Origin of the sequence: Pseudoalteromonas sp. KS88 (genome assembly GCF_004766475.1) — a bacterium.
In the GTDB taxonomy this organism is placed as follows: domain Bacteria; phylum Pseudomonadota; class Gammaproteobacteria; order Enterobacterales; family Alteromonadaceae; genus Pseudoalteromonas.
The window spans coordinates 18652-41459 of the sequence record NZ_PYHV01000019.1 but is presented as its reverse complement, the minus strand read 5'-3'; the positions used below and the strand labels follow the sequence as shown (position 1 = coordinate 41459).

16 protein-coding genes are annotated in these 22808 nt (G+C 41.2%); 8 read left to right on the top strand and 8 right to left on the bottom strand.

All coding sequences use genetic code 11. From position 1 onward, the window contains the following. Nucleotides 1-171: 171 nt before the first annotated feature. A complete protein-coding gene (locus C7Y70_RS12360; RefSeq protein ID WP_135475136.1) occupies nucleotides 172-2025 on the top strand; it encodes a TonB-dependent receptor in 1854 nt (617 codons plus the stop codon). Between the two features lie 70 nt (nucleotides 2026-2095). Here C7Y70_RS12360 and C7Y70_RS12355 read toward each other — a convergent pair whose 3' ends face one another. After that, on the bottom strand, nucleotides 2096-2359 hold the full coding sequence (locus C7Y70_RS12355) for a YkgJ family cysteine cluster protein (protein ID WP_135475135.1): 264 nt from the start codon (nucleotides 2357-2359) through the stop codon (nucleotides 2096-2098). A 125-nt stretch (nucleotides 2360-2484) separates the two neighbouring features. Here C7Y70_RS12355 and C7Y70_RS12350 point away from each other — a divergent pair, with 125 nt between their 5' ends. The 3 genes from C7Y70_RS12350 to C7Y70_RS12340 all read left to right on the top strand — a co-directional run bounded on the left by C7Y70_RS12350 (nucleotide 2485) and on the right by C7Y70_RS12340 (nucleotide 8481). Continuing rightward, nucleotides 2485-3657, top strand: coding sequence for an efflux RND transporter periplasmic adaptor subunit (locus tag C7Y70_RS12350; RefSeq protein ID WP_135475134.1), 1173 nt, complete (start codon nucleotides 2485-2487; stop codon nucleotides 3655-3657). 3 nt (nucleotides 3658-3660) lie between these two features. After that, a complete protein-coding gene (locus C7Y70_RS12345) occupies nucleotides 3661-6840 on the top strand; it encodes an efflux RND transporter permease subunit (RefSeq protein WP_135475133.1) in 3180 nt (1059 codons plus the stop codon). A 174-nt stretch (nucleotides 6841-7014) separates the two neighbouring features. After that, nucleotides 7015-8481, top strand: coding sequence for a serine hydrolase domain-containing protein (locus tag C7Y70_RS12340; protein ID WP_135475132.1), 1467 nt, complete (start codon nucleotides 7015-7017; stop codon nucleotides 8479-8481). 52 nt (nucleotides 8482-8533) lie between these two features. Here C7Y70_RS12340 and C7Y70_RS12335 read toward each other — a convergent pair whose 3' ends face one another. Then, nucleotides 8534-9472 (bottom strand): LysR family transcriptional regulator, encoded by a 939-nt coding sequence (locus C7Y70_RS12335; protein ID WP_135475131.1) that lies wholly within the window; start codon nucleotides 9470-9472, stop codon nucleotides 8534-8536. Between the two features lie 116 nt (nucleotides 9473-9588). Between C7Y70_RS12335 and C7Y70_RS12330 the strand changes: the two genes are divergently transcribed. Further along, entirely contained in the window at nucleotides 9589-10245 is a 657-nt protein-coding gene (locus C7Y70_RS12330; RefSeq protein WP_135475130.1) for a nitroreductase family protein, read from the top strand. A gap of 36 nt (nucleotides 10246-10281) precedes the next feature. On the opposite strand, the gene C7Y70_RS12325 is transcribed toward C7Y70_RS12330, so the two are convergent. The 6 genes from C7Y70_RS12325 to C7Y70_RS12300 form a co-directional block, all read right to left on the bottom strand. Further along, complete coding sequence (locus C7Y70_RS12325) at nucleotides 10282-11325, bottom strand: S66 peptidase family protein (protein ID WP_135475129.1); 1044 nt, start codon at nucleotides 11323-11325, stop codon at nucleotides 10282-10284. A 192-nt stretch (nucleotides 11326-11517) separates the two neighbouring features. Then, the gene (gene greA, locus C7Y70_RS12320; protein ID WP_087531652.1) at nucleotides 11518-11994 is read right to left on the bottom strand and encodes a transcription elongation factor GreA; all 477 of its coding nucleotides are present in this window, start codon (nucleotides 11992-11994) and stop codon (nucleotides 11518-11520) included. A 51-nt stretch (nucleotides 11995-12045) separates the two neighbouring features. Then, the gene (gene carB / locus C7Y70_RS12315; RefSeq protein WP_135475128.1) at nucleotides 12046-15264 is read right to left on the bottom strand and encodes a carbamoyl-phosphate synthase large subunit; all 3219 of its coding nucleotides are present in this window, start codon (nucleotides 15262-15264) and stop codon (nucleotides 12046-12048) included. A gap of 16 nt (nucleotides 15265-15280) precedes the next feature. After that, a complete protein-coding gene (carA, locus tag C7Y70_RS12310) occupies nucleotides 15281-16417 on the bottom strand; it encodes a glutamine-hydrolyzing carbamoyl-phosphate synthase small subunit (protein WP_135475127.1) in 1137 nt (378 codons plus the stop codon). A 207-nt stretch (nucleotides 16418-16624) separates the two neighbouring features. Then, nucleotides 16625-17425 carry a 4-hydroxy-tetrahydrodipicolinate reductase gene (gene dapB, locus C7Y70_RS12305; RefSeq protein ID WP_135475126.1) on the bottom strand — a complete coding sequence of 267 codons (801 nt, stop codon included), beginning with the start codon at nucleotides 17423-17425 and terminating at the stop codon, nucleotides 16625-16627. A 171-nt stretch (nucleotides 17426-17596) separates the two neighbouring features. Next, nucleotides 17597-18742 carry a hypothetical protein gene (locus C7Y70_RS12300; RefSeq protein WP_135475125.1) on the bottom strand — a complete coding sequence of 382 codons (1146 nt, stop codon included), beginning with the start codon at nucleotides 18740-18742 and terminating at the stop codon, nucleotides 17597-17599. A gap of 90 nt (nucleotides 18743-18832) precedes the next feature. Here C7Y70_RS12300 and C7Y70_RS12295 point away from each other — a divergent pair, with 90 nt between their 5' ends. The 3 genes from C7Y70_RS12295 to C7Y70_RS12285 are packed head-to-tail and all read left to right on the top strand — an operon-like array spanning nucleotide 18833 to nucleotide 22804. Next, nucleotides 18833-20557 (top strand): IucA/IucC family protein, encoded by a 1725-nt coding sequence (locus tag C7Y70_RS12295; protein ID WP_167850815.1) that lies wholly within the window; start codon nucleotides 18833-18835, stop codon nucleotides 20555-20557. Between the two features lies 1 nt (nucleotide 20558). Beyond that, a complete protein-coding gene (locus C7Y70_RS12290) occupies nucleotides 20559-21512 on the top strand; it encodes a GNAT family N-acetyltransferase (RefSeq protein WP_135475123.1) in 954 nt (317 codons plus the stop codon). Next, nucleotides 21506-22804, top strand: coding sequence for a SidA/IucD/PvdA family monooxygenase (locus C7Y70_RS12285; protein ID WP_135475122.1), 1299 nt, complete (start codon nucleotides 21506-21508; stop codon nucleotides 22802-22804). Before C7Y70_RS12290 ends, C7Y70_RS12285 begins: the two co-directional genes overlap by 7 nt. Nucleotides 22805-22808 lie beyond the last annotated feature (4 nt).

Below are 22808 nucleotides of genomic sequence, written 5' to 3'. Positions count from 1 at the left end.
TTAAACACACACAATTTATGCATCCACTGGATTAGCTATTTTCACATGCAGTTTTTGTGTATTAATGTACAATACGGCGCAAAATCGCCTTGCAATACGCTTATATTATCACGCACATAATGTGATACGCATTTAATTGTTAGCACTAAAACATAAAGAAGATTACTAAAAATGAAACGTGCCCCGCACTTTATTATCCCAGCAATAATGACTTCACTATCAGGCTATACCCTTGCTAATGAGGCAACTGAATTAGCTGAAATAGAAAAAATTACCGTTAGTGCGTCCCCTACGGCAAACCAACTACCAGTAGGTACTTTCGATGCCCCTGTGTCTAACTTAGAGTATGATCCTCGAGTTGACTTGCAATCACGCAATATGGCCGAGGCACAAGCCGATGTCACGATACGTGGTGGTATCTTTGAAAACACTGGTTTTAGTGTTGGCAGCGTAACGTTATTCGACCCTCAATCGGGGCATTACTTTGCTGAAATTCCTATTGCGCCACAAATGCTTAGCAGTGCTAAAATATTTACTGGCGTTGATAATGCTTTTTATGGCATGAATAGCTCAGTAGGAACAGTTGCTTTTGGGTGGACACCAATTAAAGCCGGCGGCAGTGCTTCTTTAGGGGTTGGTAGCAACGACTTTAATCTACAAAGCGTGAATGCGGCCGTTGCTATGCCTCTTGAAGGGGTGAAAAACTGGCAATTAGGATTTCAAGGTGAGTATTCGCACTCACAAAGCGACGGCACCATAGAGTATGGCGATCATGACTTTAGCCGTGCATCAGCGCGCGTGCAATTAAGTGGGCCGCAATCACAAACTGATCTTTTCTATGGTTCACAACAAAAGTTTTTTGGTTGGCCAAATATGTATACTCCTTTTGGTGTAAATGAAACCGAAGACTTGGATACAGAGCTGTTTTTAGTTAATCACCAACAAAACTATGCAGCATATAGCTCATTTGAGGTATCAGCTTATTATCGTAAAAACAACGATCATTATATCTATTCGCGTGAGAATCCAAGCGCCTTTGAAGCCTTTCATGAAACGACTGTTAAATCGATAGGTTTCTCTGGTCGCCATGCCCAAAGTCAATCATTTGCTTTAAACTACTCAGCTCAATTTATTGAAGATTCAATTGAATCCACCACGCTTGAGAATAACTTTACCTCGCGTAATTATTATAAACTAAGTGTGTTGCCTGAATATCAAACAGATATTGCCAATAATCAATTACTCACGGTTCGTTTAGGTGCAGCCTATGATGATACCAATAGAGATGATTCAGAATTTTCCCTATTATGCGATATAAATTGGAACATCGTTAATACTGATGGCTCTGAGCGCACTGTTTATTTATCGTTTGCACAAGCAAGCCAAGTTGCAGGTTACACAGCCATTGGCGGTAGTGATTCCGGTGGGTTATTCAGAAGTAATTACAACCTTGAGCGCGAAACCACACAAAATCTAGAACTTGGTTTGTTACTTGAACAGCAAACTTGGCAACTAAACTCAGCGCTGTTTTATCGACAAGATGAAAACTTAACTGACTGGACTTACAGCTTTGACTCCGTATTTGCCCGTGCTGCCAACCCCGTTGATATTGACACTTCAGGCGTAGAGTTCTTAGCAACCAAACACTTTGATACTCTCGAGCTTATCAGCAGTTATAGTTACTTGCACAAGTCAGAAACCTATAGCACACAAGATATTGATGCCAGCTTTTACGCACTTAACTTTCCTGATCATCGCATTACCCTTGGCGCAGTTTGGACGCCTACAGATATGTTAGAGTTTCGCATTGATAACGAATGGCGAAAGCAACATGAAAATGCATTACGCAGTGGCGATGATTCGGCGCTATTTACCCACTTAACCGTAAAACTAACACCTACAGGGGTTGATAATTTATTTATTACGCTTGCTGCTGATAACTTATGGGGCGAATCGTTTGAAGAAATACCCGGTACACCGGGTCGCGGTGAACAATACACTCTCAGTGCAACATACAGTTGGTAAAGAGCAAAAAAAGATATGTCAAAAAAACCGCGTTTATTACGCGGTTTTTTAATTTTTTCAGCTCAAAAAATCACGTCATTTGCTCTAATTCTGTAATTAAAGTTAACGCTTGTTCATTTGTTTGCCCACACACATCTAAGGTAGCAGTAAAATCACTGCACACTTTTGGCCTGCTTGCATCACCAAATAACTTACATAAGTTATTGTTATCTAATTGAATACATCGTTCACCGGCTTTTTTACCATTTGGCATACCAGGAATTGGAGAACTAATACTCGGTGCAATACAGCATGCTCCGCACCCCAATCGACAGTTCATAGCTTGTGTTTTCATATTCACCCCTTTTTACCCAATACCACCACTTTGTTAATTATGTAATGACTTGTTACATCTTCACACGACATATAAATACTTTATTCATTATCATTAGGCTGTCACCTAATTATGAGGAAAGCCCCGTGGCTACTAAAAAACAAATAATTCTACCTATTGCCGTACTGGTCGGCGGCATAGCACTGGCAGCTGGTTTCTCATCAATGAAACAGCCACCAGAAGAAAAGCCAGAACAAGATACTCGTCCGCTCGTCTCTACTGATGCAGTAAACCTGGATGCCATTTCTTTAGATGTAAAATCTTATGGTGTCGTTAAAGCCAAAGATCATACACAGTTAGTTGCCCAGGTAAGTGGTCAAGTTGTCTATGTATCAGAACAATTTGTACAAGGTGGATTTGTTAGCCAAGGCGACATTTTAGCACGAATTGACCCAAATGATTATGAAGCTGCACTTATTGAAGCACAAGCTGGTTTAGCACAAGCAAGCGCTGACTTAGAAATTGAACGCGCCCAAGCGCATGTAGCAAAAGCGGAATGGGATCGTATAAAAGATGACTCTAACCAAATAATCCCTTCTAATCTTTATTTACGCAAACCTCAATTGGCTGAAAAACTTGCGCGCTATCGTGCTGCTCAAGCTGCTGAAAAGCGTGCTGTTAGAAACTTAGAACGCACCTATATTAAAGCACCTTACGATGCCATTATTGCTGCGCGTGATATTAGCTTAGGTAGCGTTGTTAATCCTGGTAGCCAATTTGGTGCATTAAGCTCTACATCAATTGCTGAAATCCGTTTACCCGTTGCCGACAAAGAGCTCCAGTATTTAGAAAATGGAGGCATTGGCGCAACTGCAACGCTAACGGCTGAATATGCTGGCAAACCAACAACATGGCAAGCTAAAATAGTCCGTAGTGAAGGGGTTATCGACCAAAAGAGCCGTATGAGCTATTTGGTCGCTCAAGTAAATACACCTTACCAAAGTAAACAGCCTCTGCGTTTTGGCTCATACATTAACGCCAACATTACAGGCCAAACACTGAATGATGCGATTGTTGTTCCTCATCACCTTGTTAAAGACAACAAAATTGCCGTTTTAAATGATGATTTAACTTTATCATTCAAAACACTCAACATTGTCCGCGAACAAAATGGCATGGTTATCGCCAGTGCTGGGCTCAATCAAGGTCAGCAGTTAATCACCTCTGCGTTGGAGTTCCCTACCGAAGGGATGCAAGTAAAACTAAATGATTTAGCGTCTCCTAAAAGCGCAACACAGCTTGCGTTAAAAGAGGAATAAGCCATGACCATTCACAGTGAAAAAGGCTTAATAGCCTGGTTTGCACGCAACCCAGTTGCTGCAAACTTACTTATGATTTTTATCTTAGTGGGCGGTATTTTAACGGCCTTTTCAATACGCAAACAAATGTTTCCACAGTTTGAAAATAACTGGATCAGCGTACAAGCAGTCTACCCTGGCGCAGCGCCTCAAGAGGTCGAAGAAGGTATAACAATTAAAGTTGAGGAAGGCCTCGAAGGGCTAGAAGGCTTAAAACGTAAAATCACCTATTCAAATCGTGGCTTTTCACAAGCGTGGATTCAAGTAGATGAAAAATACGATACCAAGGAAGTACTCGACGAAATAAAAATGCAAGTTGACGCTATCAATACCTTTCCTGCAGGTATGGAGCGCCCTATTGTTCGTCACAATAAGTTCGAGCAAGAAGTAATGATACTCGCACTATACGGTGATATGAGTAATTATCAGCTTAAAGAGCTGGGTAACAACATAAAAGATGAGCTGCAAGCACTGCCACAAATTAACCTCGTTAATTTTAACGGTGGCTTAGACTACGAAATAGGAATTGAAGTAAGCCCAGATAAACTGCGTGAATATGGCTTAACCTTCAGAGATATATCAAGCGCTGTTCGTGCCTTTTCAGCGAATATGTCAGCGGGGCAAATACGCTCTGAAAATGGCTATATTTCGATGCGTGTTGAAAAACAAGCCTACCGTGGTAATGAGTTTGAAAAACTGCCTCTGATATTATTACCTGACGGCGCACAAGTCTATTTAGGAGATGTAGCCACGATTAATGACGGCTTTGAAGAAGGTTTACAATACTCTAAGTATAACGGCAAGAACTCCCTCTCTTTCGAAATAAATGCATCCAAAGATCAAGACATAACCAAAGTTGCTAAAGTGTTAAAGCAATACTTAGCAGATAAAGCTGACACTCTTCCTGCTGGCGTAAAATTAACACCTATTGTTGATTTAACGTACTACCTTGAAGGGCGTTTAGATATGATGATCGACAACATGGTATGGGGCGGCATTTTAGTTATGGTCGTGCTGGCACTCTTTTTACCATTACGCTTGGCATTTTGGGTAATGATGGGATTACCTGTATCGTTCTTGGGCGCTTTTTTAATGATGCCTATGGGCTTTTTAGATATCACTATCAACTTGGCCTCATTATTTGCATTCATACTGGTATTGGGGATTGTGGTTGATGACGCCATTGTTGTTGGTGAGTCTGCCAGTGCTGAAATTGAAAAGCACGGCCACTCTCTTGATAACGTCGTGCGCGGCGTTAAACGTGTCGCAATGCCTGCAACCTTTGGGGTGTTAACGACCATTGCAGCCTTCTTACCACAAACATTAGCGACAGGCCCTGGCGCTGCGTTTTCCAAAGCCATTGGTGGGGTTATTATTCTCTGCTTAATTTTCTCATTAATTGAGTCTAAGCTGATACTCCCTGCGCATTTAGCTGCTATGAAAGTGCGTAAGCCAAATCCTAAAAATCCACTTCATCGCTTACGTACAGTGATGGATGGCGGGTTAAAACGCTTTGTTGAAAGTTACTACACACCGTTTATTGCTCGCTGTATTCATTATCGTTATGCCGTCATCATGGGGTTTGTGTGTGTACTGATTGTGAGTGGCGGTATGTTCGCGGGTGGCTTAGTTAAATTTGTTGCCAACCCTAAGATCCCACATGATTTTCCACGCATTTCTGTGGAAATGAACTTAGCGTCATCTGAGCAAGCCACATTAGCAACGGCACAACAAATTGAACAAGTGATTTTAAATGTTGATAAGCAACTAAAAGAACAGTATGGCACGGCGATGGTGCGCGATTTATCAGTGAGCCTGCGTGGGCGCACCAATGCGAGCATCATGGCGGTATTGATCGAGCCAGACTTACGCCCTATCGATACGTTTGCGCTTAGCGCCTTATGGCGTGAACAAATGCCACCTCTACCAGGTGTTAAAACGCTAACAATTCAAGACAGCATAATGAATGGCGGTCGGGATGATGGCGATATTAGCTTCCGTTTAGAAGGTAAGGATACTAAGCAACTTAAAGAGGTTGCGGCCAAGCTGAAAGAAAAGCTAAATAGCATGGAAGGTGTGGGTGATGTAAATGACTCAATGCAAAGCGCTACTGACGAAGTACAACTTGACCTTAAACCACTTGCTTACAGCATGGGGCTGACACTGTCAGATGTTGCATCACAAGTTAGCTTTAGTTATTACGGTCTTGAAGCACAACGTATTTTACGTAATGGCGAAGAAATCAAGGTCATGATCCGTTATCCAGAAGAAGCACGTAACTCAATCAGTGATATTGAAAGTGTGCGCATTATTACACCAAGCGGTGCTGAAGTGCCACTGGCAGAAATTGCGCAAGTAAATCTAGTTGATGGTGTTAACCGTATTCGCCGTGAAAACTCAAAACGTACAATTAATGTCTGGGCAGCGGTTAATTCTGAACAAGTTGAACCATTTGCAATAGCACAAGAAATACGTGATGAATACTTACCTTCCCTACTGAAGAATTACCCAGGCGTGCAAAGTAGTGTTGCTGGACGTATTCAAGAAGAAATGGACAGTGTGGCTGAGCAAGTACGCGATTTTGCACTTTCAATGATGATTATATTTGCATTATTAGCAATACCACTACGTTCTTATTCACAGCCATTAATCATTATGTCAGTGATCCCATTCGGTGTAATTGGCGCTATGTTTGGTCATATGGTTTTAGGTATGACCATGAGCGGCTTATCAATCTTTGGCATCATCGCGGTAGCGGGGGTTGTTGTGAACGATTCATTAGTTATGGTTGATTTTGTTAACAAAGCCCGCGCTGATGGTGTTTCAATCAAAGATGCTGTTATGCAAGCAGGCGCACGTCGCTTTAGAGCTATTTTGCTCACCTCGATTACTACATTTATTGGCGTACTTCCAATCATTATGGAAACCAGCTTACAAGCAAAAATAGTTATTCCAATGGCTGTATCGCTTGCGTTTGGTGTACTGTTTGCCACAGTAATTACCCTGATTTTAATTCCGTGCCAATATGTAGCACTAGAGGACTTAAAGCGTGTCATTCGTAAAGTTCGCGGTAAAGACCCTGTCATTGATGTTTGTGCAAAGAATGGTGTTATTGACAACAAGGCTAACCCTACCCAGTTATAAAAACTGACATACCAACCAACAAGCCCGAGTTGTTTACAGCGCGGGCTTTTTTATATTCTAAAAAGCAATAATGCATATTTTAATCACAATAAATCAACACGATATAGATTTACTTTGTCAACTATCCGCGCTAACAATAGTTCACTAAATAAACGGTTTTATTAAAGGATAAACATGAAAGTCACCGTTTCTACTCTTTATTTTATCTTGCTGACGATTGTACTGCTGACCATGGCACAGGCAGTAAAGGCTAACTCAGTTGCCAAAGAAATGGATAATTTTGTCAATTCGTTTCATCAGTTAAAACAATTTAACGGCAATGTGTTGGTGGCAAAGCAAGGCGATATTCTGTTTGAGAAAAGTTATGGCCATGCTAATTTCGAATGGGATATTAAAAATACCGCCCAGACAAAGTTTCGAATAGGTTCAATTACTAAACAGTTCACTGCGCTGCTTATTTTACAATTAGTACAGCAAGAAAAATTACAACTCGATGCGCCTTTAAGCACATACTTGCCAAGCTACCGTCAAGATATTGGTAATAAAATTACGATAAGGCAGATATTAAACCACACATCAGGGCTTGATAATTACACTCGGACAAAAGACTTTAGAGCACGAATTAGCCGTAATCCATACACAGTTAATGAGTTTATTGAATTATTGTGTAGCGAGGACCTGCTCTTTGAACCGGGTACACAATTTAGTTATAGCAATTCAGGCTACTTTATTTTAGGTGCGGTTATTGAAGCGGTCACTCAAAAGCGCTACCAAGATGTATTACAACAGCGTATTTTAACCCCGCTAAATATGCATGATACAGGTTACGACTCACACACAAAAATAATCCCACAGCGTGCATCAGGGTATAGCAATAATTTAGATGGTTATAAAAATGCTGATTACTTAGATATGTCAATCCCCTACGCTGCGGGCTCTATGTACTCAACTGCACGGGACCTTGTTAAATGGGATCAGGCTCTTTACACAAACGTATTATTAAATGAAGAACTAAAAAACCAAATGTATACGGTATCGGAACAACGTAATTATGCTCTTGGCTGGGAAGTAAATCAGTTAGAGTCTAATAAATATGGTAAACCCCTCACACAAATTCAGCACGGCGGAGGAATTGATGGATTTAATGCATTTATCAGCCGAATCATTGAAGACCAATTATTGGTCGTTATTCTTAATAATACCGGCGGTGCTCCACTTACACCTATGAGCAGAGGTTTGACTGATATTTTTTATGGCAAGTCATATAAGCCTGCAACTGAAAATGTCGATAGCCAACTTTATAATGCTTTGAAAACTGGCGGCATTGCAAAACTAAAGAGCAAGTATAACCAGTTGGATGTGCAAAATATCGCACTTAGAGAAAGAAGCATTAATTATTTTGGTTATGAATTGATGGCAATGAAAGAGCTGGAGGCTGCAATAACTATCTTTGAGCTAAATGCTATTAAATACCCAGATTCAGCCAATACCCATGATAGTTTAGGTGAAGCATATATGGCAGCAAAAAAATATTCACTTGCTTTACAAAGCTACCAACGAGCGCTTGAGTTAGACCCGAACAGTGAAAGCGCTCAGCAGGCTATTAATCAGTTGCGAACAGATAAAAAGCACAGCCAGTAAGCGACTAATTAAAATAAAAAATGCGCTTGTTTTTACTCAAGCGCGTTTCAATTTAGTCCTTCAACACACTCTCATCGAGTATACCTTTATCTATTAATGCCGTAAGTTTTGCTTTTGCTTTTTCGCGACATACATCGCGAAGCAACCTCACCGCAGGTGTAATTGATTGTCTAGTTGGGCAAATAAGCCACAGCTCGCCGCAGGTATGTTGGTAATCAGGCATGAGTGTAATTACTCTGTCATTAATAAGATCATCTGCAATATCCAGCGCCGATTTTACGGCAAGTCCTTTACCGCCAACACACCAACGCCTTACTAAATCGCCATCGTTAGATGCCCGCCTACCTTGCATTTTTACTTTGTATTTGTTTTGACCGTCCGTGAATTCCCATACATTATTGATTATGTCTTGGAGTTGATAAAAAAGGCCTTGATGGTTCAGTAAATCGTTCGGGTGTTGTGGGTTTCCATGCTCAAGGATGTACGCTTTAGTTGCACATAATAAACGCGGAACATTGCAAATTTTAAAGCCATATACGTTTGTATCACTAGGCGAACCATAGCGAAGTGCAATGTCTACAGAATCACGATAAAAGTCTATATTACTATCACTTATGTGGGTACGTAAGCTGACCTTAGGGAACCTATCTATTATTTCATCTATCCAGGGGATCACTAAATTGCGCCCCAAATCTGATGAAAGCGCAACGCGTAACTCCCCTTCTATTTCATCGTGTTCACCTTTGAGGTTTTGCTTTGCAATTTCGAGCACCGCAATCGCCTGCTCACATTGAGGGATATAGCGCTCACCGGCTGCAGATAACCTTAAATGACGAGTGGTGCGTACAAAAAGCTCAGTACCCAAAGATGCTTCAACCCGTTTTATGGCTGCACTGGCTGTTGCAGCGCGCATATCAAGTTTTGCTGCAGCTAAGGTAATACTTTTAAGCTCAGCAACTTTTAATATCAGCTTTAGATCATCAACCTGCATATTATCTAATTATATTTGATAATGATTCAATTATTATGCTGTTTATTAACCCTAATGCAAGCGTTAATATTCGTGCAACGGCAAGCAATTGTAAAAGATTTATACAGGAACCCATTATGACACACCCAATCATTACTGATTTAACAACACGCTATACGGCTAAAAAATACGATAAAACTAAACGTGTATCTGCTGAAGATTTAGCTGTCCTCATTGAAGCTATCCGCCTTTCTCCTTCATCGATCAACTCTCAACCATGGAAGTTTATTGTAATTGAATCAGATCAAGCAAAAGATCGGATGCACCGAACTTTTGAAAACAAGTTTCAATTCAATCAACCCCATATTAAAGCGGCTTCGCACACTATTTTATTTGCTTACAACCCAACATATACCCGTGATGATTATGCGCAAGTAATCGATACAGATATAAAAAATGGCCGCACTAAAAGTGAAAACCGCGAACAAGCTTTTGGCGCTTACGCGTTTGTAGATTTAAATACTGACGAAGCTGGTAACAATGCCACTTGGACCAAAGCACAAACTTATATTGCTTTAGGCAACGCTATGCACGCAGCGGCACGTTTAGGTATTGATTCCACCCCAATGGAAGGTGTTGATGCGCAGCTTATCGGTGAAGAATTTAAACAAGAATTGGATGGTTATATTTGTGATGTAGCCGTAGTTATTGGCTACCATGAAAGTGAAGAAGACTACAATGCTAAATTGCCTAAGTCTCGTTTAGCAAAAGAGCATGTTATAACACTATTATAAATAGTAAAGCCCATGCCTGTGCATGGGCTACTCAGTCTATTTTAATGAAGTTGTTACACTCACTTCACTGGCTAGTCCTTTATTAATTTTCGCTTTTAAAGTACAAAAAGCACCATTAACTAAGCTCATATTGGGTGCAACATGACCAATGTCGGCATCAATGATTACGGGGAAAATACATTTACCGAGGGCAAGCTCAATTGCATCATAATAATCAATATCTTGGTAAGGTGATTTTACTAAGGCACTTCGCCCCAAAACAATACCATTGATGTCTGCAAAAACACCATTGAGCTTCAATGCCATTAAGCTACGCGCTACAGCCGTAGGAGACAATTCTGCATTTTCGAGATAAAGCACCAAACCCTCTTGCGCATAACTTTGTTTAAATGAATGTAAATCAAGGTATCGCGTCGCAAGTAAAACATTGAGACTGTCTAAACAGCCACCAAACAACCGCCCTGTGAGCTCAATGTCTCTGACATCCTTGTAATTTAAACAACGCCATTGGCTAGGCTGCGTAAGATTAAATAATGCATTAGGCTCTGTTGCATAATTGATTGTTTTGTCTTGGTAATACTCGGCGGGTAGTTGCTCAAACTGCTCACCCTTGTTAAGCGCTAGCACATCAAATACTTGCAAACAATGAGGGTCTGTTTCATCAGGGTGCTGTTGCATCAAATTTGCAGTGTGTAATGTAGCCCACCCGCACCGCGCTGTTAGTATGCACATAAAAGTGCTGACATCAGAAAAACCAACAATCCATTTTGGGCGATAAGATTTAATGGCATCAAAATTAATATACTGCAGGATTTCCATTGCCAACTCGCCCCCCCAAGGTGGCATAACGGCAGCAATTGAATCATCCTGTAAAAAACGAGTTAGTTCATCGGCTCTTTCTTTCGCTGACTTTAAATGTCGAAGACACTCTCCTTCAACAACTTGATAACCACGTAACTTTAGTCCATGAATAACTGCATCTAAGCGAACATGATAAGGCTTTTCAACACAGCTAGAAAAAGCACATATGGCAATTTTGTCACCTCCTTTTAGAGGCGCTGGGAAAATTATTGACTCCATAAATCTCCTTGTACTGACGTTAAATGCAAAAATATCCCATCAATAATGGGTTCCGTAAGCCCAACGTACCTAAATTTTTTACAGATGTCGAGTTTTTAACTGTGCTCAGTTAAATCTTCTAATGCAGATTTCAGGCATAAAAAAACCGCTGAATATCAACGGTTTTTTTTAAACGCAAAGTCAGTAAAGTATTTAAACGTACTCAACTTCGATTACTTCGTATTCAACGTCGCCATTTGGCGTTTTGATAATAACAGCATCATCTGCCTGCTTACCAATCAAGCCACGAGCAATCGGTGAATTGACCGAAATACGATTGTTTTTAATATCCGCTTCATCATCACCTACAATTTGGTATGTTACTTCTGCATCTGTTTCAACATTTACAATTGTCACAGTGGTACCGAAAATAACTTTACCTGTATTTGGTAATTTTGTTACATCTATAATTTGTACGTTTGAAAGCTTCGCTTCAATTTCTTGAATACGGCCTTCACAAAAACCCTGTTGCTCACGCGCAGCATGATACTCAGCGTTTTCTTTTAAGTCACCGTGTTCACGCGCATCAGCAATATCAGCAACGATTTTAGGACGGGTAACTGTTTTTAATTCGTTAAGCTCTTTACGCAGTAACTCTGCGCCACGAACTGTCATCGGAATTGTTTGCATACTTTTCTCACTTAATCCCAAGGCCGCGAATAACGGCCTTGGCACATTTCCTTAGTTCAATCGCTGGTGTAGTTCTTGAACTGACGTCACTTTGCTGCGGTCGTCTGCTTGGTTTGCAGTACAGTTAGCAAATGCCGCATTCAAGGTCGTGGTATAGTTAGTTTTGTGTTGCAATGCACCACGACGTAACACCTTCGAATCTTCGATCGCTTGGCGACCTTCGGTGGTATTCACGATATAGCTATACTCGCCATTTTTGATTCTATCAAGAATATGCGGGCGACCTTCAAATACTTTGTTTACTCGACGAACGGTAATTCCAGCGTCTTCAAGGGCTGCAGCTGTACCACCTGTAGCATCTATTTCAAAACCGAGGTCTGTCATGGTTTTTGCAAGTTCTACAATACGTGGCTTATCGCTATTACGAACAGATAGTAACGCGCGACCGCCGCGTGGTAAAGTATTGCTTGCACCTAATTGTGCTTTAGCGAATGCTTCGGCGAAAGTATCACCAACACCCATTACCTCACCCGTAGAGCGCATTTCTGGGCCACGGATTGGATCAACACCTTGGAACTTAGCAAACGGTAGTACAACTTCTTTTACGCTGTAATACGGTGGGATAACTTCTTTGATGATGCCTTGGCTTGCAAGTGATTGACCCGCCATACAACGTGCCGCTACTTTTGCAAGTGCTACACCTGTCGCTTTAGATACAAATGGTACAGTACGCGCTGCACGCGGATTTACTTCGATTAAGTACACTTTGCCATCTTTAACAGCAAACTGAGTATTCATCAAACCAACTACGCCAAGCTCAAGTGCCATATCGGTTACTTGCTTACGCATAACGTCTTGTACTTCTTGCGTTAATGAGTGCGCAGGTAATGAACATGCTGAGTCACCTGAGTGAACACCGGCTTGTTCAATATGCTCCATGATGCCACCGATAATGACTTGTTCGCCGTCGCAAATTGCGTCAACGTCAACTTCAATCGCGTTATCTAAGAAACGGTCAAGTAATACTGGTGCTTCGTTTGATGCAGATACGGCTTCAGTCATGTAACGACGTAAGTCTTGCTCGTCATAAACGATTTCCATCGCGCGACCACCTAGTACGTACGAAGGACGTACAACCAGTGGGAAGCCAATTTCAGCAGACTTTGCAATCGCTTCTTCTGTTGAAGTCACGGTTGCATTTTCTGGCTGTAATAGGTCTAAACGTTCAACTAACTGCTGGAAACGCTCACGGTCTTCTGCACGGTCAATTGCATCTGGTGATGTACCAATCACTGGCACGCCATTAGCTTCAAGCTCACGAGCAAGTTTCAGTGGTGTTTGACCACCGTATTGCACGATAACGCCTTTTGGCTTTTCAACACGGACGATTTCTAGTACATCTTCAAGCGTAATTGGCTCAAAGAACAAGCGATCTGAGGTGTCATAGTCAGTTGAAACCGTTTCAGGGTTACAGTTAACCATGATTGTTTCATAACCGTCATCACGAAGCGCAAGCGCTGCGTGTACACAACAGTAATCAAACTCAATACCTTGACCGATACGGTTAGGACCACCACCGATAACCATGATTTTATCACGGTCAGATGGGTTCGCTTCACACTCTTCATCGTATGATGAATACATGTAAGCAGTATCAGAGCTAAATTCAGCTGCACAGGTATCTACGCGCTTATAAACTGGCACGATGTTTAATTGATGACGCTTTTTACGAATTTCAGCTTCAGATACACCGGCAATTTCAGCGATACGTGGGTCTGCAAAACCTTTACGCTTTAATTTACGTAGGAAGTCGGCATTTAAGCCTGCCATGCCTACTTCTGAAATTTTTGCTTCGTCTTTTAAGATATCTTCAATCTGTACTAAATACCAAGGGTCAATCTTAGTCAGTTCAAATACATCATCAACACTCATACCGTGACGCATTGCATCAGCAATGTACCAAATGCGCTCTGCGCCCGGCTCGCGTAATTCACGAATGATTTTTTCTTTCGCTTTCGGGTCATCAAGTGCCACTATCGGGTTAAAGCCCGTTGCGCCAACTTCAAGACCACGTAATGCTTTATGTAATGACTCTTGTTGGTTACGACCAATCGCCATTACTTCGCCCACTGACTTCATTTGCGTTGTTAGACGGTCGTTTGCACCGGCAAATTTTTCAAAGTTAAAGCGAGGAATTTTTGTTACTACATAATCGATTGACGGCTCAAACGATGCGGGTGTTTTACCGCCAGTGATATCGTTTTGAAGTTCATCAAGGGTGTAACCTACCGCTAGCTTTGCTGCAATTTTAGCAATTGGGAAACCCGTTGCTTTAGAAGCAAGCGCCGATGAGCGTGATACACGAGGGTTCATCTCAATGATAACCATACGGCCATCAACAGGATTAACACCAAACTGTACGTTAGAACCACCGGTTTCAACACCAATCTCACGTAGTACTGCCATAGAGGCATTACGCATGATTTGGTATTCTTTGTCGGTTAATGTTTGTGCTGGTGCAACGGTGATTGAGTCGCCTGTGTGCACACCCATTGGGTCAAAGTTTTCAATAGAACAAACGATAATGCAGTTGTCTTTTTTGTCGCGAACAACTTCCATTTCGTATTCTTTCCAACCGATTAATGATTCATCAATCAATAATTCACTGGTTGGTGAAAGGTCTAAGCCACGCTCACAGATTTCTTCAAATTCTTCCATGTTGTAAGCCACACCGCCACCGGTGCCGCCCATGGTGAAAGAAGGACGAATGATACATGGTAGGCCAATGCGCGTCATAGTGTCGCGAGCTTCATCCATTGAGTGAGCAATTTCAGCACGTGGACATTCTAAGCCGATGTTTTTCATTGCAACATCGAAACGCTCACGGTTTTCTGCTTTATCGATTGCATCAGCCGTTGCGCCAATTAGCTCAACGCCGTGCTTAGCCAGTACACCATGCTTATCTAAGTCTAGCGCACAGTTTAATGCAGTTTGACCACCCATAGTTGGAAGGACTGCATCAGGCTTTTCTTTTTCAATAATTTTTTCAACAACTTCCCAATGAATTGGTTCGATGTACGTCGCATCAGCCATTTCAGGGTCAGTCATAATTGTTGCAGGGTTAGAGTTAACTAAGATAACTCGATAACCTTCTTCTCTAAGTGCTTTACACGCTTGAGCACCAGAGTAGTCAAATTCACAGGCCTGGCCGATTACGATCGGGCCAGCGCCTAAAATAAGAATGCTTTTTAAATCGGTACGTTTTGGCATTATTACTCCAGTCTAATTAGTTGTTACGCGCTTGCATCAGGTCGATGAAGTGGTCAAATAATGGGGCTGCATCATGCGGGCCTGGGCTTGCTTCTGGGTGACCCTGAAAGCTAAACGCTGGCTTATCTGTGCGATGAATACCTTGCAATGTACCGTCGAATAATGATTTGTGCGTTGCACGAAGGTTAGCTGGTAAGCTTGCTTCGTCAGCAGCAAAACCGTGGTTTTGCGCCGTGATCATCACAACATCTCGGTCTAAGTCTTTCACAGGGTGGTTACCGCCGTGATGACCAAATTTCATTTTTGCGGTTTTTGCACCCGATGCTAATGCTAATAATTGGTGCCCTAAACAAATACCAAAAATTGGCGTTTCTGTTTCTAAAAACGCTTTAATTGCATCAATTGCGTAGGTACATGGTTCTGGATCTCCTGGACCATTTGATAAAAAGATACCATCTGGGTTTAGTGCTAACACGTCCGCTGCTGAGGTTTGTGCAGGTACAACGGTTAGTTTACAACCACGGTCTACTAGCATACGTAAGATATTACGCTTTACACCGAAATCGTAGGCTACAACGTGAAACTTTTCATCAGCCGCGTCTAAGGTTTTAAACCCAGCGCCTAATGTCCAGCTTGATTCACGCCACTCAAAATTTTCCTTGGTTGAGACTACTTTTGCTAAATCCATGCCTTTTAAGCCAGGGAAGGCTTGCGCAGCTGCGAGCGCTTTGCTTTCATCGATATCATCACCTGCAATAATACAGCCGTTTTGAGCACCTTTGTCGCGCAAAATACGAGTCAACTTACGAGTGTCGATATCTGCAATACCTAAGATATTGCGTTGTTTTAAGTAATCATCTAACGATTGCTCGTTACGGAAATTACTTGCTAGCAGTGGCAAATCACGGATCACTAGGCCTTTCGCCCAAATGTGACCCGCTTCTTCGTCTTCGCTGTTAGTACCCGTATTACCGATATGTGGGTACGTCAAAGTTACGATTTGTTCCGCGTATGAAGGGTCAGTCAGGATTTCCTGATAACCAGTCATAGACGTATTGAATACTACTTCGCCGACTGACATGCCGTCAGCGCCGATTGCAGTACCGCGAAACACTGTGCCGTCTTCTAGAACTAACAGAGCGGATTTAGTCAAGTTAACCTCCTAACAGTAAAAAACGGGCGTAAAGTCATTTGCTTTACTACCCGTTTATAGCGATTGGAAACACGCAATTATGAATTTTTGGCAAATTGGCGCTATTCTATAGTAATTTACGCTTTAGGTCTAACGGTAATTCATTAAATAGTAAAAATAAGCGCTATTAGCTGGAAAACACGTCAAACCGCCAAAAAGGCACCTTAACTACTTCAAGTCAAGCACATCTTGCATATCATAAAGTCCAGCTGGTTTGTTTTTCAACCAGCCTGCAGCTCTTACAGCACCTAATGCAAAGGTCATTCGAGAACTTGCTTTGTGAGTTAATTCAAGCCTTTCGCCAGAAGTTGCGAAATATGCGGTGTGTTCACCAACTATGTCGCCACCTCTAAGCACTGAATAGCCGATTTCTTTTTGTGATTTGGCTTGCTCAACTTGACTACGATCGTAAACAGCAACGTCATCATGATCCCACCCTTTCGCCTGGGCAATTGCTTCTCCAATAGCTAACGCAGTGCCCGATGGGGCATCGATTTTATGGCGGTGATGCGCTTCAAATATTTCAATGTCTAAATCGTCACCAAATTTAGTGGCGGCAGTTTGTACTAAGTTAAGCAGTAAATTAACTCCAACGCTATAATTACGCGCAAAAACTATCGGGATATGTTTTGCTGCATCGGCTAATTCTTGCATATCTTCACCATTGAGGCCGGTTGTACCAATAACCATTGGGATTTTATTTTTCAATGCTAAAGCTAAGTGGTTTTTCATACCCGCAGGCAACGTGAAGTCAATCGCTACCTCAACATGAGCAAAACCTGAATCTTCTTGTGTATAAATGATATTTGAATCAACACAATTAACGACACTTTTAACGTGCGTACCTATCAAATCATTTCCTTCACGCACGTAGGCAGCCACTAACTCGTTACCCGCTGAAGCATTGGCTGCTTCACATAATACTTTACCCATTCGGCCATTCGCGCCGAAAACAGCAATTTTTGTCATAGTGAATCCTCATTCAAATTTTTATTGTTATACCGCATCCATCGTGATGTCGACTTTCGTGGCATCATAAGCACTGCATTGGATAAATCGCTTTTAATCCCAACGACACTCGTGTCTTATGTGAATTTTGGCATATTACTACAAATACCATTGAACAATCATTACCACTTTTTAAATAGAGCTCGCTCGCGTTGAATGAACATGAGCGATAAATCGATACAAAATAAAACTAAATGCTGCCGTTAATGCAGCGCTGACTAAACCATAAGGCATGCTCAACGATAAGTTGACACATAAAGCGCCAACGGCATAACCCACGGTATGAAGTGTCGCAATATAGTTTGTGAACTGCTTCCCTGCCTTTGAAACAATGATATTGGTATAAGCTAGCGTTGCACTATTGAGTGCAACGAATGTAAATGCAATAAACACACAAAGCGCCATAATAGAACTCATTAGTGAACTAATCAAAGCCATTAAAAGAGCAGCCCCGACACTTAAAACAAGCAAGGACTCTGAATCAATCTTTTGTTTTTTAATAAAATATAATTGAAAAAATGTACTCAGCCCCGCTGTTAATGCGAGATTTACTGCCACCCACTGACTGACTGCAACGCTATTATCTGTGAGGGTTTTAGACAGTACTTGCACAAGACTGAATTGCCCATAACAAAGACTAAATGAACAGATAAATGCAACGGCCAGCAGCCCCCACTGTTGATTGGGCTTTGCTGGTTCATGAGCTTTTATATCACAATGAGGTATTACCGGTGTTGCCAATAATACGAACACACCCAATATGATCGGCAGTGCAAATACCCATATTGGCGAAACAAGTAATAAACCTAAACATACTATGGGTGTGAGGCACCTCGCTAAAGTGCCACCTAAACTGACCTTTGCTAAAGCACCAATACTATTTTTTGAAAAAATCTGCAAAGCACTAATTTGCAATTGAGGCACAACCCCACTGCTGAATATCCCGTGCATAATGCGACTCAAAATAAACAGGGTTAACATTAATTCGACTGAATAATTTGTTTGTACTAACCACACACACATCAGGAGTAAATTGCTGAGAATAAATCCTGCAGATGACACTTTTATAACAAAGCTACAGCCTTTATTAGCGACCACTTTAGCCCAAAAAACACTTGAAAATAAAAATAGAAATGAACCAGCAGCCTGCCAATTAACAAGCGTCTCATAGGGAGTTTGCATTACATCAGCTAAAAGCGGCAACACGACTAACGCAATCTGTTGGCTCACACCTAACAATCCACCACCGACAACCAACCAAATAACGCGATTTTTCATAAGTTCTCAAAAAAGGGTCAAATTTTCATTGACACAGTAATGCAAACCCTTATCATTCGCAATAACTTTATTGTTCTAAGGATTCAGACAGTGTTAAATAAAAGTTTCTGTTGGTCGAGTTTTGCCAACGCCTACTTGCGAGAAAATAGCAATTGGGATGTTACCCCCCACACTGAGGGGCTTAAAGCAATTAGCATTCGCCTTGATGAGCAGCATCACCTTCTGTTACCACTTCATTATTTTTCAAATTTAGGAGTCCACGGCTTTACCGGTGACGTGCTCCTACAATCCAATAACACGCAAACCAGCATTGAATTTGAACAAGCAATACGCTTATTAATGCCTCGAGCTGATAAAAGCGCTGCATTTTCACAATCCCAAATTGATGAATTCATTACCCAAGTGCTTCAAAGTCAACGCTTCATTGCTCAATCTTTAGATAATCACCCTAGGCTTGCACAATTAAAAACGGGTCCTTTGAACTTTATTGAGGCTGAACAAGGCCTTCTGGCGGGACACAACTTTCATCCTGCGGCAAAAAGCCGACAACAACTCACCGATGATTTATGGGCTAAATATAGCCCCGAATTTGCAGCAAAATTTAAACTTGTGTGGTTACGCGTTTCAAAAAGTATAGTGGTTGGTGAATCAGATGGCGACTCACTTGATGGCTACTTATCTGAGCTTGTTTCTCAAAGTGCCCCTCAACTGTTGAGCAAACACAATGATCAATATGCAGTAATTCCGATGCATCCATGGCAATGGCAGCATTTAAAAACGCTTTCTACTATTCAAATGCTGTTAAATGACTTGCTCATAATTGAATTAGGCGAGCATGGTTTAGCATGGTCGGCCACCTCATCTGTTCGCGCAATTTGTCAACCCGACGTCACATTTCAGCTGAAATACTCTTTAAATATTAAATTGACTAACTCTGTTAGAACCTTATCAGTCAAAGAATGTAAACGTGGGCTACGTGTTTTTGATGCATGCCAGACTAACAAATATAAAAAATGGCAAGCACAGTACCCTGAATTTAATGTTCTACAAGAGCCTGCTTGGTGTGGCTTGAGTTTTAATGGCCAGGTGATCGAGCAAAGCATTTTCTTATTCAGAGAGAACCAACAACTAAATCATAAAAATGAAAGCCTCGTATTAGCCACACTTTGTCAATTGCCAATTGACGATGAACATCACCTATTACTTGAGCAACTTAAACAGGTAAGCCTAAATAAGCAGGTCACATTACCTGAGGCTGCTGAGCTTTGGTTTAAAAAGTTTAGTGAGCAAGTCATCTTGCCACTCTTTGATTTGCAAGCAAATTTAGGCTTAGTGTGCCTTGCCCACCAGCAAAATATCGTTATTGAATTTAACCAGGGACTTCCTTTCAAAACCTTTATTCGTGACTGCCAAGGCATTGGCTTTTCTACATTGGGGGTTGAGCAGTTTAGTGCATACTGTAAAGACATTTCCGGTGAAATTGAACACCACTGGAGTCAAGATCAAATATCACGTTACTTTCCTTATTACGTCATTATAAACAGTAGCTACGCACTTATCGCTGCACTTTCGATGTTAGGGTTTGGTGATGAACAAGCCTGGTGTAACAAATTACACAGCACATTAGCCAGTATCGCGAATTCTGCAATCGATCCAATCTGCCTTCAACAAGTACTCCAACAACCTCATTTCCAATGTAAAGGCAATTTTTACTGCTATTTAACAGGTGATAACGAAAATACCATCGAAGACCCTGCAATCATCTATTTTGACATGCCTAATTTAGTCGCTCAAACCGACCAACAGGAGCGTTAGCATGTTATTAAAGCACCACCTTCCCATTGAAAAATCTCCTTCAGGTGTGGTTGATCATTACAACAATATATCGCTTCAGGGTGAAATCTGCTTTGGTTATAACTTTGTTGCTGAATATGATGAAAACATTCATTCCTTGACACAGTTGCTATGCCTGCTTGATGCCCTTTTTTATCTAAACGATCATATCAAACACGTTCAATTGCCAAAAAAACAATGGCAACAATCTAAACCATGGCAAGCGTTGGTTCAGGCTTTTAACACTGAGAGCTTGTCACGGTTCGAATTTTATAGTCATCCTTTGAATGGCTTAAATGAAACACAAAGACCACTGTTTAATCACATCGATTCTCAAAGAGTGAGCCCTAAGCGCCCTATTAATTTAACGCAAGAAGTTTATCGTCGCTTTGATAACGAGCTAGGCAAATTCATAAGCTTTAAAGTAGCGGATCCTGATGCAGATATAGGCATTTTTCACCAGTGGATGCACCACCCCCGTGTTAGTGAGTTTTGGGAGATGGACTTACCCAAAGAAGAACTTAAAAGCTATCTAACCGATAAATTTAATACCCCGTTTAACTTGCCCTTAATTGGTTACTTTGACGACGAAGCATTTGGCTATTTTGAAGTTTATTGGGCTGCTGAAGATAGGATCGCGCCCTACTACGCATGGCAAGCATACGACAGAGGCTTGCACCTGTTAGTAGGTAATGATGCATATAGGGGCACGCGCTTTTTTAAAGCATGGTGTAAAGCTATTAGTCATTTTATATTTTTAGACTGCCCCATGACACAAAAAATTGTCCTTGAACCAAGACACGACAATCAAAAATTATTCAATCAAATCAATAAACTTGGATTTATAAAGGAATATGAATTTGAGTTCCCGCATAAGCGTGCTGCGCTTATATCAATCGAAAAAGTTAAATTCTACAAGGAGAATTTTCAATGTTAGATCTAGCAGGGATCGGAATTGGTCCATTCAATTTAAGCATCGCCGCACTTTTGAACGAATCCAACGAGCTTAATTATCGTTTTTTTGATAACAAACCCAGTTTTGCATGGCATCCAGGTTTACTGTTACCCGATGCCCACATGCAAACATGTTATCTAAAAGACTTGGTAACTGCCGTTGCACCGACCAGTCGCGTAAGTTTCTTGTCTTATTTAGTTGATAAAAAGCGGTTTTACCGATTTTTATCAACTGATATTGCCATGATAAGCCGAACCGAATTTTCTGACTATATGGCGTGGGCAGCAAGCAAATTAAAGAACCTCAATTTTAACGATGCAGTCTCAGCAATCAACTATTCCAACGGTCAGTTTGTCATTACAACGAATAGTGGCGAATACACTGCGAAAAACATTTGTTTGGGAACTGGTAAAGCGCCATACATTCCCCATGAATTCGTATCGCAACTGGGTGATAAAGTATTTCACGCAGCGGAGATTATGAGACGTGATATTGATTTAACAAATAAAAGCGTCGCTATTATTGGTGGGGGGCAAACAGGTGCAGACATTGTACTTAATGCCTTAGGGGAATATTGGGGCAAACCGAGTTCGTTATATTGGGTGTCCCGTCGCCCTAACTATCAGCCTCTTGATGAAGCTACTTTTACAAACGAATTTTTTACTCCGCAATATACTAAGTGTTTCTTTGATTTACCTGAGCTAAGCAAAAAACGCGAGATTAAAACCCAAAAGCTTGCAAGTGACGGTATTACAACAGAATGCTTAAAACAAATTTATCAATATTTATATCAACACTTTGACGTCAAAGGTGAAGAAAAGTGGGTTCATTTACTCCCCAATCGGACAGCGCAAACTATCTCACCTAATAATAACGGCTTTACTGTGAAGTGCCATAATACATTGAATCAAAGCGATGAAGTACTTAATGCTGATTATGTTATTTTAGCTACAGGCTTTGAGTCTAAATTACCCACATACCTTGAACCACTAAAACCACTACTTCACTTAAACGAAGACAGCGGACTTCAGCTAGATAGTCATTTTAATATTAAATGGCAGCACCAAAGCGAAAACCAAATATACGCAGTCAATGCTGGCCTTGATAGCCATGGCATCGCCGAACCTCAACTGAGTTTAATGGCATGGCGAAGTGCCACAATTATTAACCATTTAGCAAACAAAACTTTATTTGATCTCAGTGAAACGCAAAGCTTTATCGACTGGACATTACCCAACTCATCTCATTTTTTACCTTTAACAACGGCAGTTTAAATTA

Excerpts from the sequence above, each read along its gene's own strand:
- C7Y70_RS12335 (WP_135475131.1), bottom strand. The coding sequence starts at position 9,472 with ATGCAGGTTGATGATCTAAAGCTGATATTAAAAGTTGCTGAGCTTAAA.
- greA (WP_087531652.1), bottom strand. The coding sequence starts at position 11,994 with ATGCAAACAATTCCGATGACAGTTCGTGGCGCAGAGTTACTGCGTAAA.
- C7Y70_RS12345 (WP_135475133.1), top strand. The coding sequence starts at position 3,661 with ATGACCATTCACAGTGAAAAAGGCTTAATAGCCTGGTTTGCACGCAAC.
- C7Y70_RS12325 (WP_135475129.1), bottom strand. The coding sequence starts at position 11,325 with ATGGAGTCAATAATTTTCCCAGCGCCTCTAAAAGGAGGTGACAAAATT.
- C7Y70_RS12360 (WP_135475136.1), top strand. The coding sequence starts at position 172 with ATGAAACGTGCCCCGCACTTTATTATCCCAGCAATAATGACTTCACTA.
- C7Y70_RS12290 (WP_135475123.1), top strand. The coding sequence starts at position 20,559 with ATGTTATTAAAGCACCACCTTCCCATTGAAAAATCTCCTTCAGGTGTG.
- C7Y70_RS12340 (WP_135475132.1), top strand. The coding sequence starts at position 7,015 with ATGAAAGTCACCGTTTCTACTCTTTATTTTATCTTGCTGACGATTGTA.
- C7Y70_RS12300 (WP_135475125.1), bottom strand. The coding sequence starts at position 18,742 with ATGAAAAATCGCGTTATTTGGTTGGTTGTCGGTGGTGGATTGTTAGGT.
- C7Y70_RS12355 (WP_135475135.1), bottom strand. The coding sequence starts at position 2,359 with ATGAAAACACAAGCTATGAACTGTCGATTGGGGTGCGGAGCATGCTGT.
- C7Y70_RS12285 (WP_135475122.1), top strand. The coding sequence starts at position 21,506 with ATGTTAGATCTAGCAGGGATCGGAATTGGTCCATTCAATTTAAGCATC.
- dapB (WP_135475126.1), bottom strand. The coding sequence starts at position 17,425 with ATGACAAAAATTGCTGTTTTCGGCGCGAATGGCCGAATGGGTAAAGTA.
- C7Y70_RS12330 (WP_135475130.1), top strand. The coding sequence starts at position 9,589 with ATGACACACCCAATCATTACTGATTTAACAACACGCTATACGGCTAAA.
- carB (WP_135475128.1), bottom strand. The coding sequence starts at position 15,264 with ATGCCAAAACGTACCGATTTAAAAAGCATTCTTATTTTAGGCGCTGGC.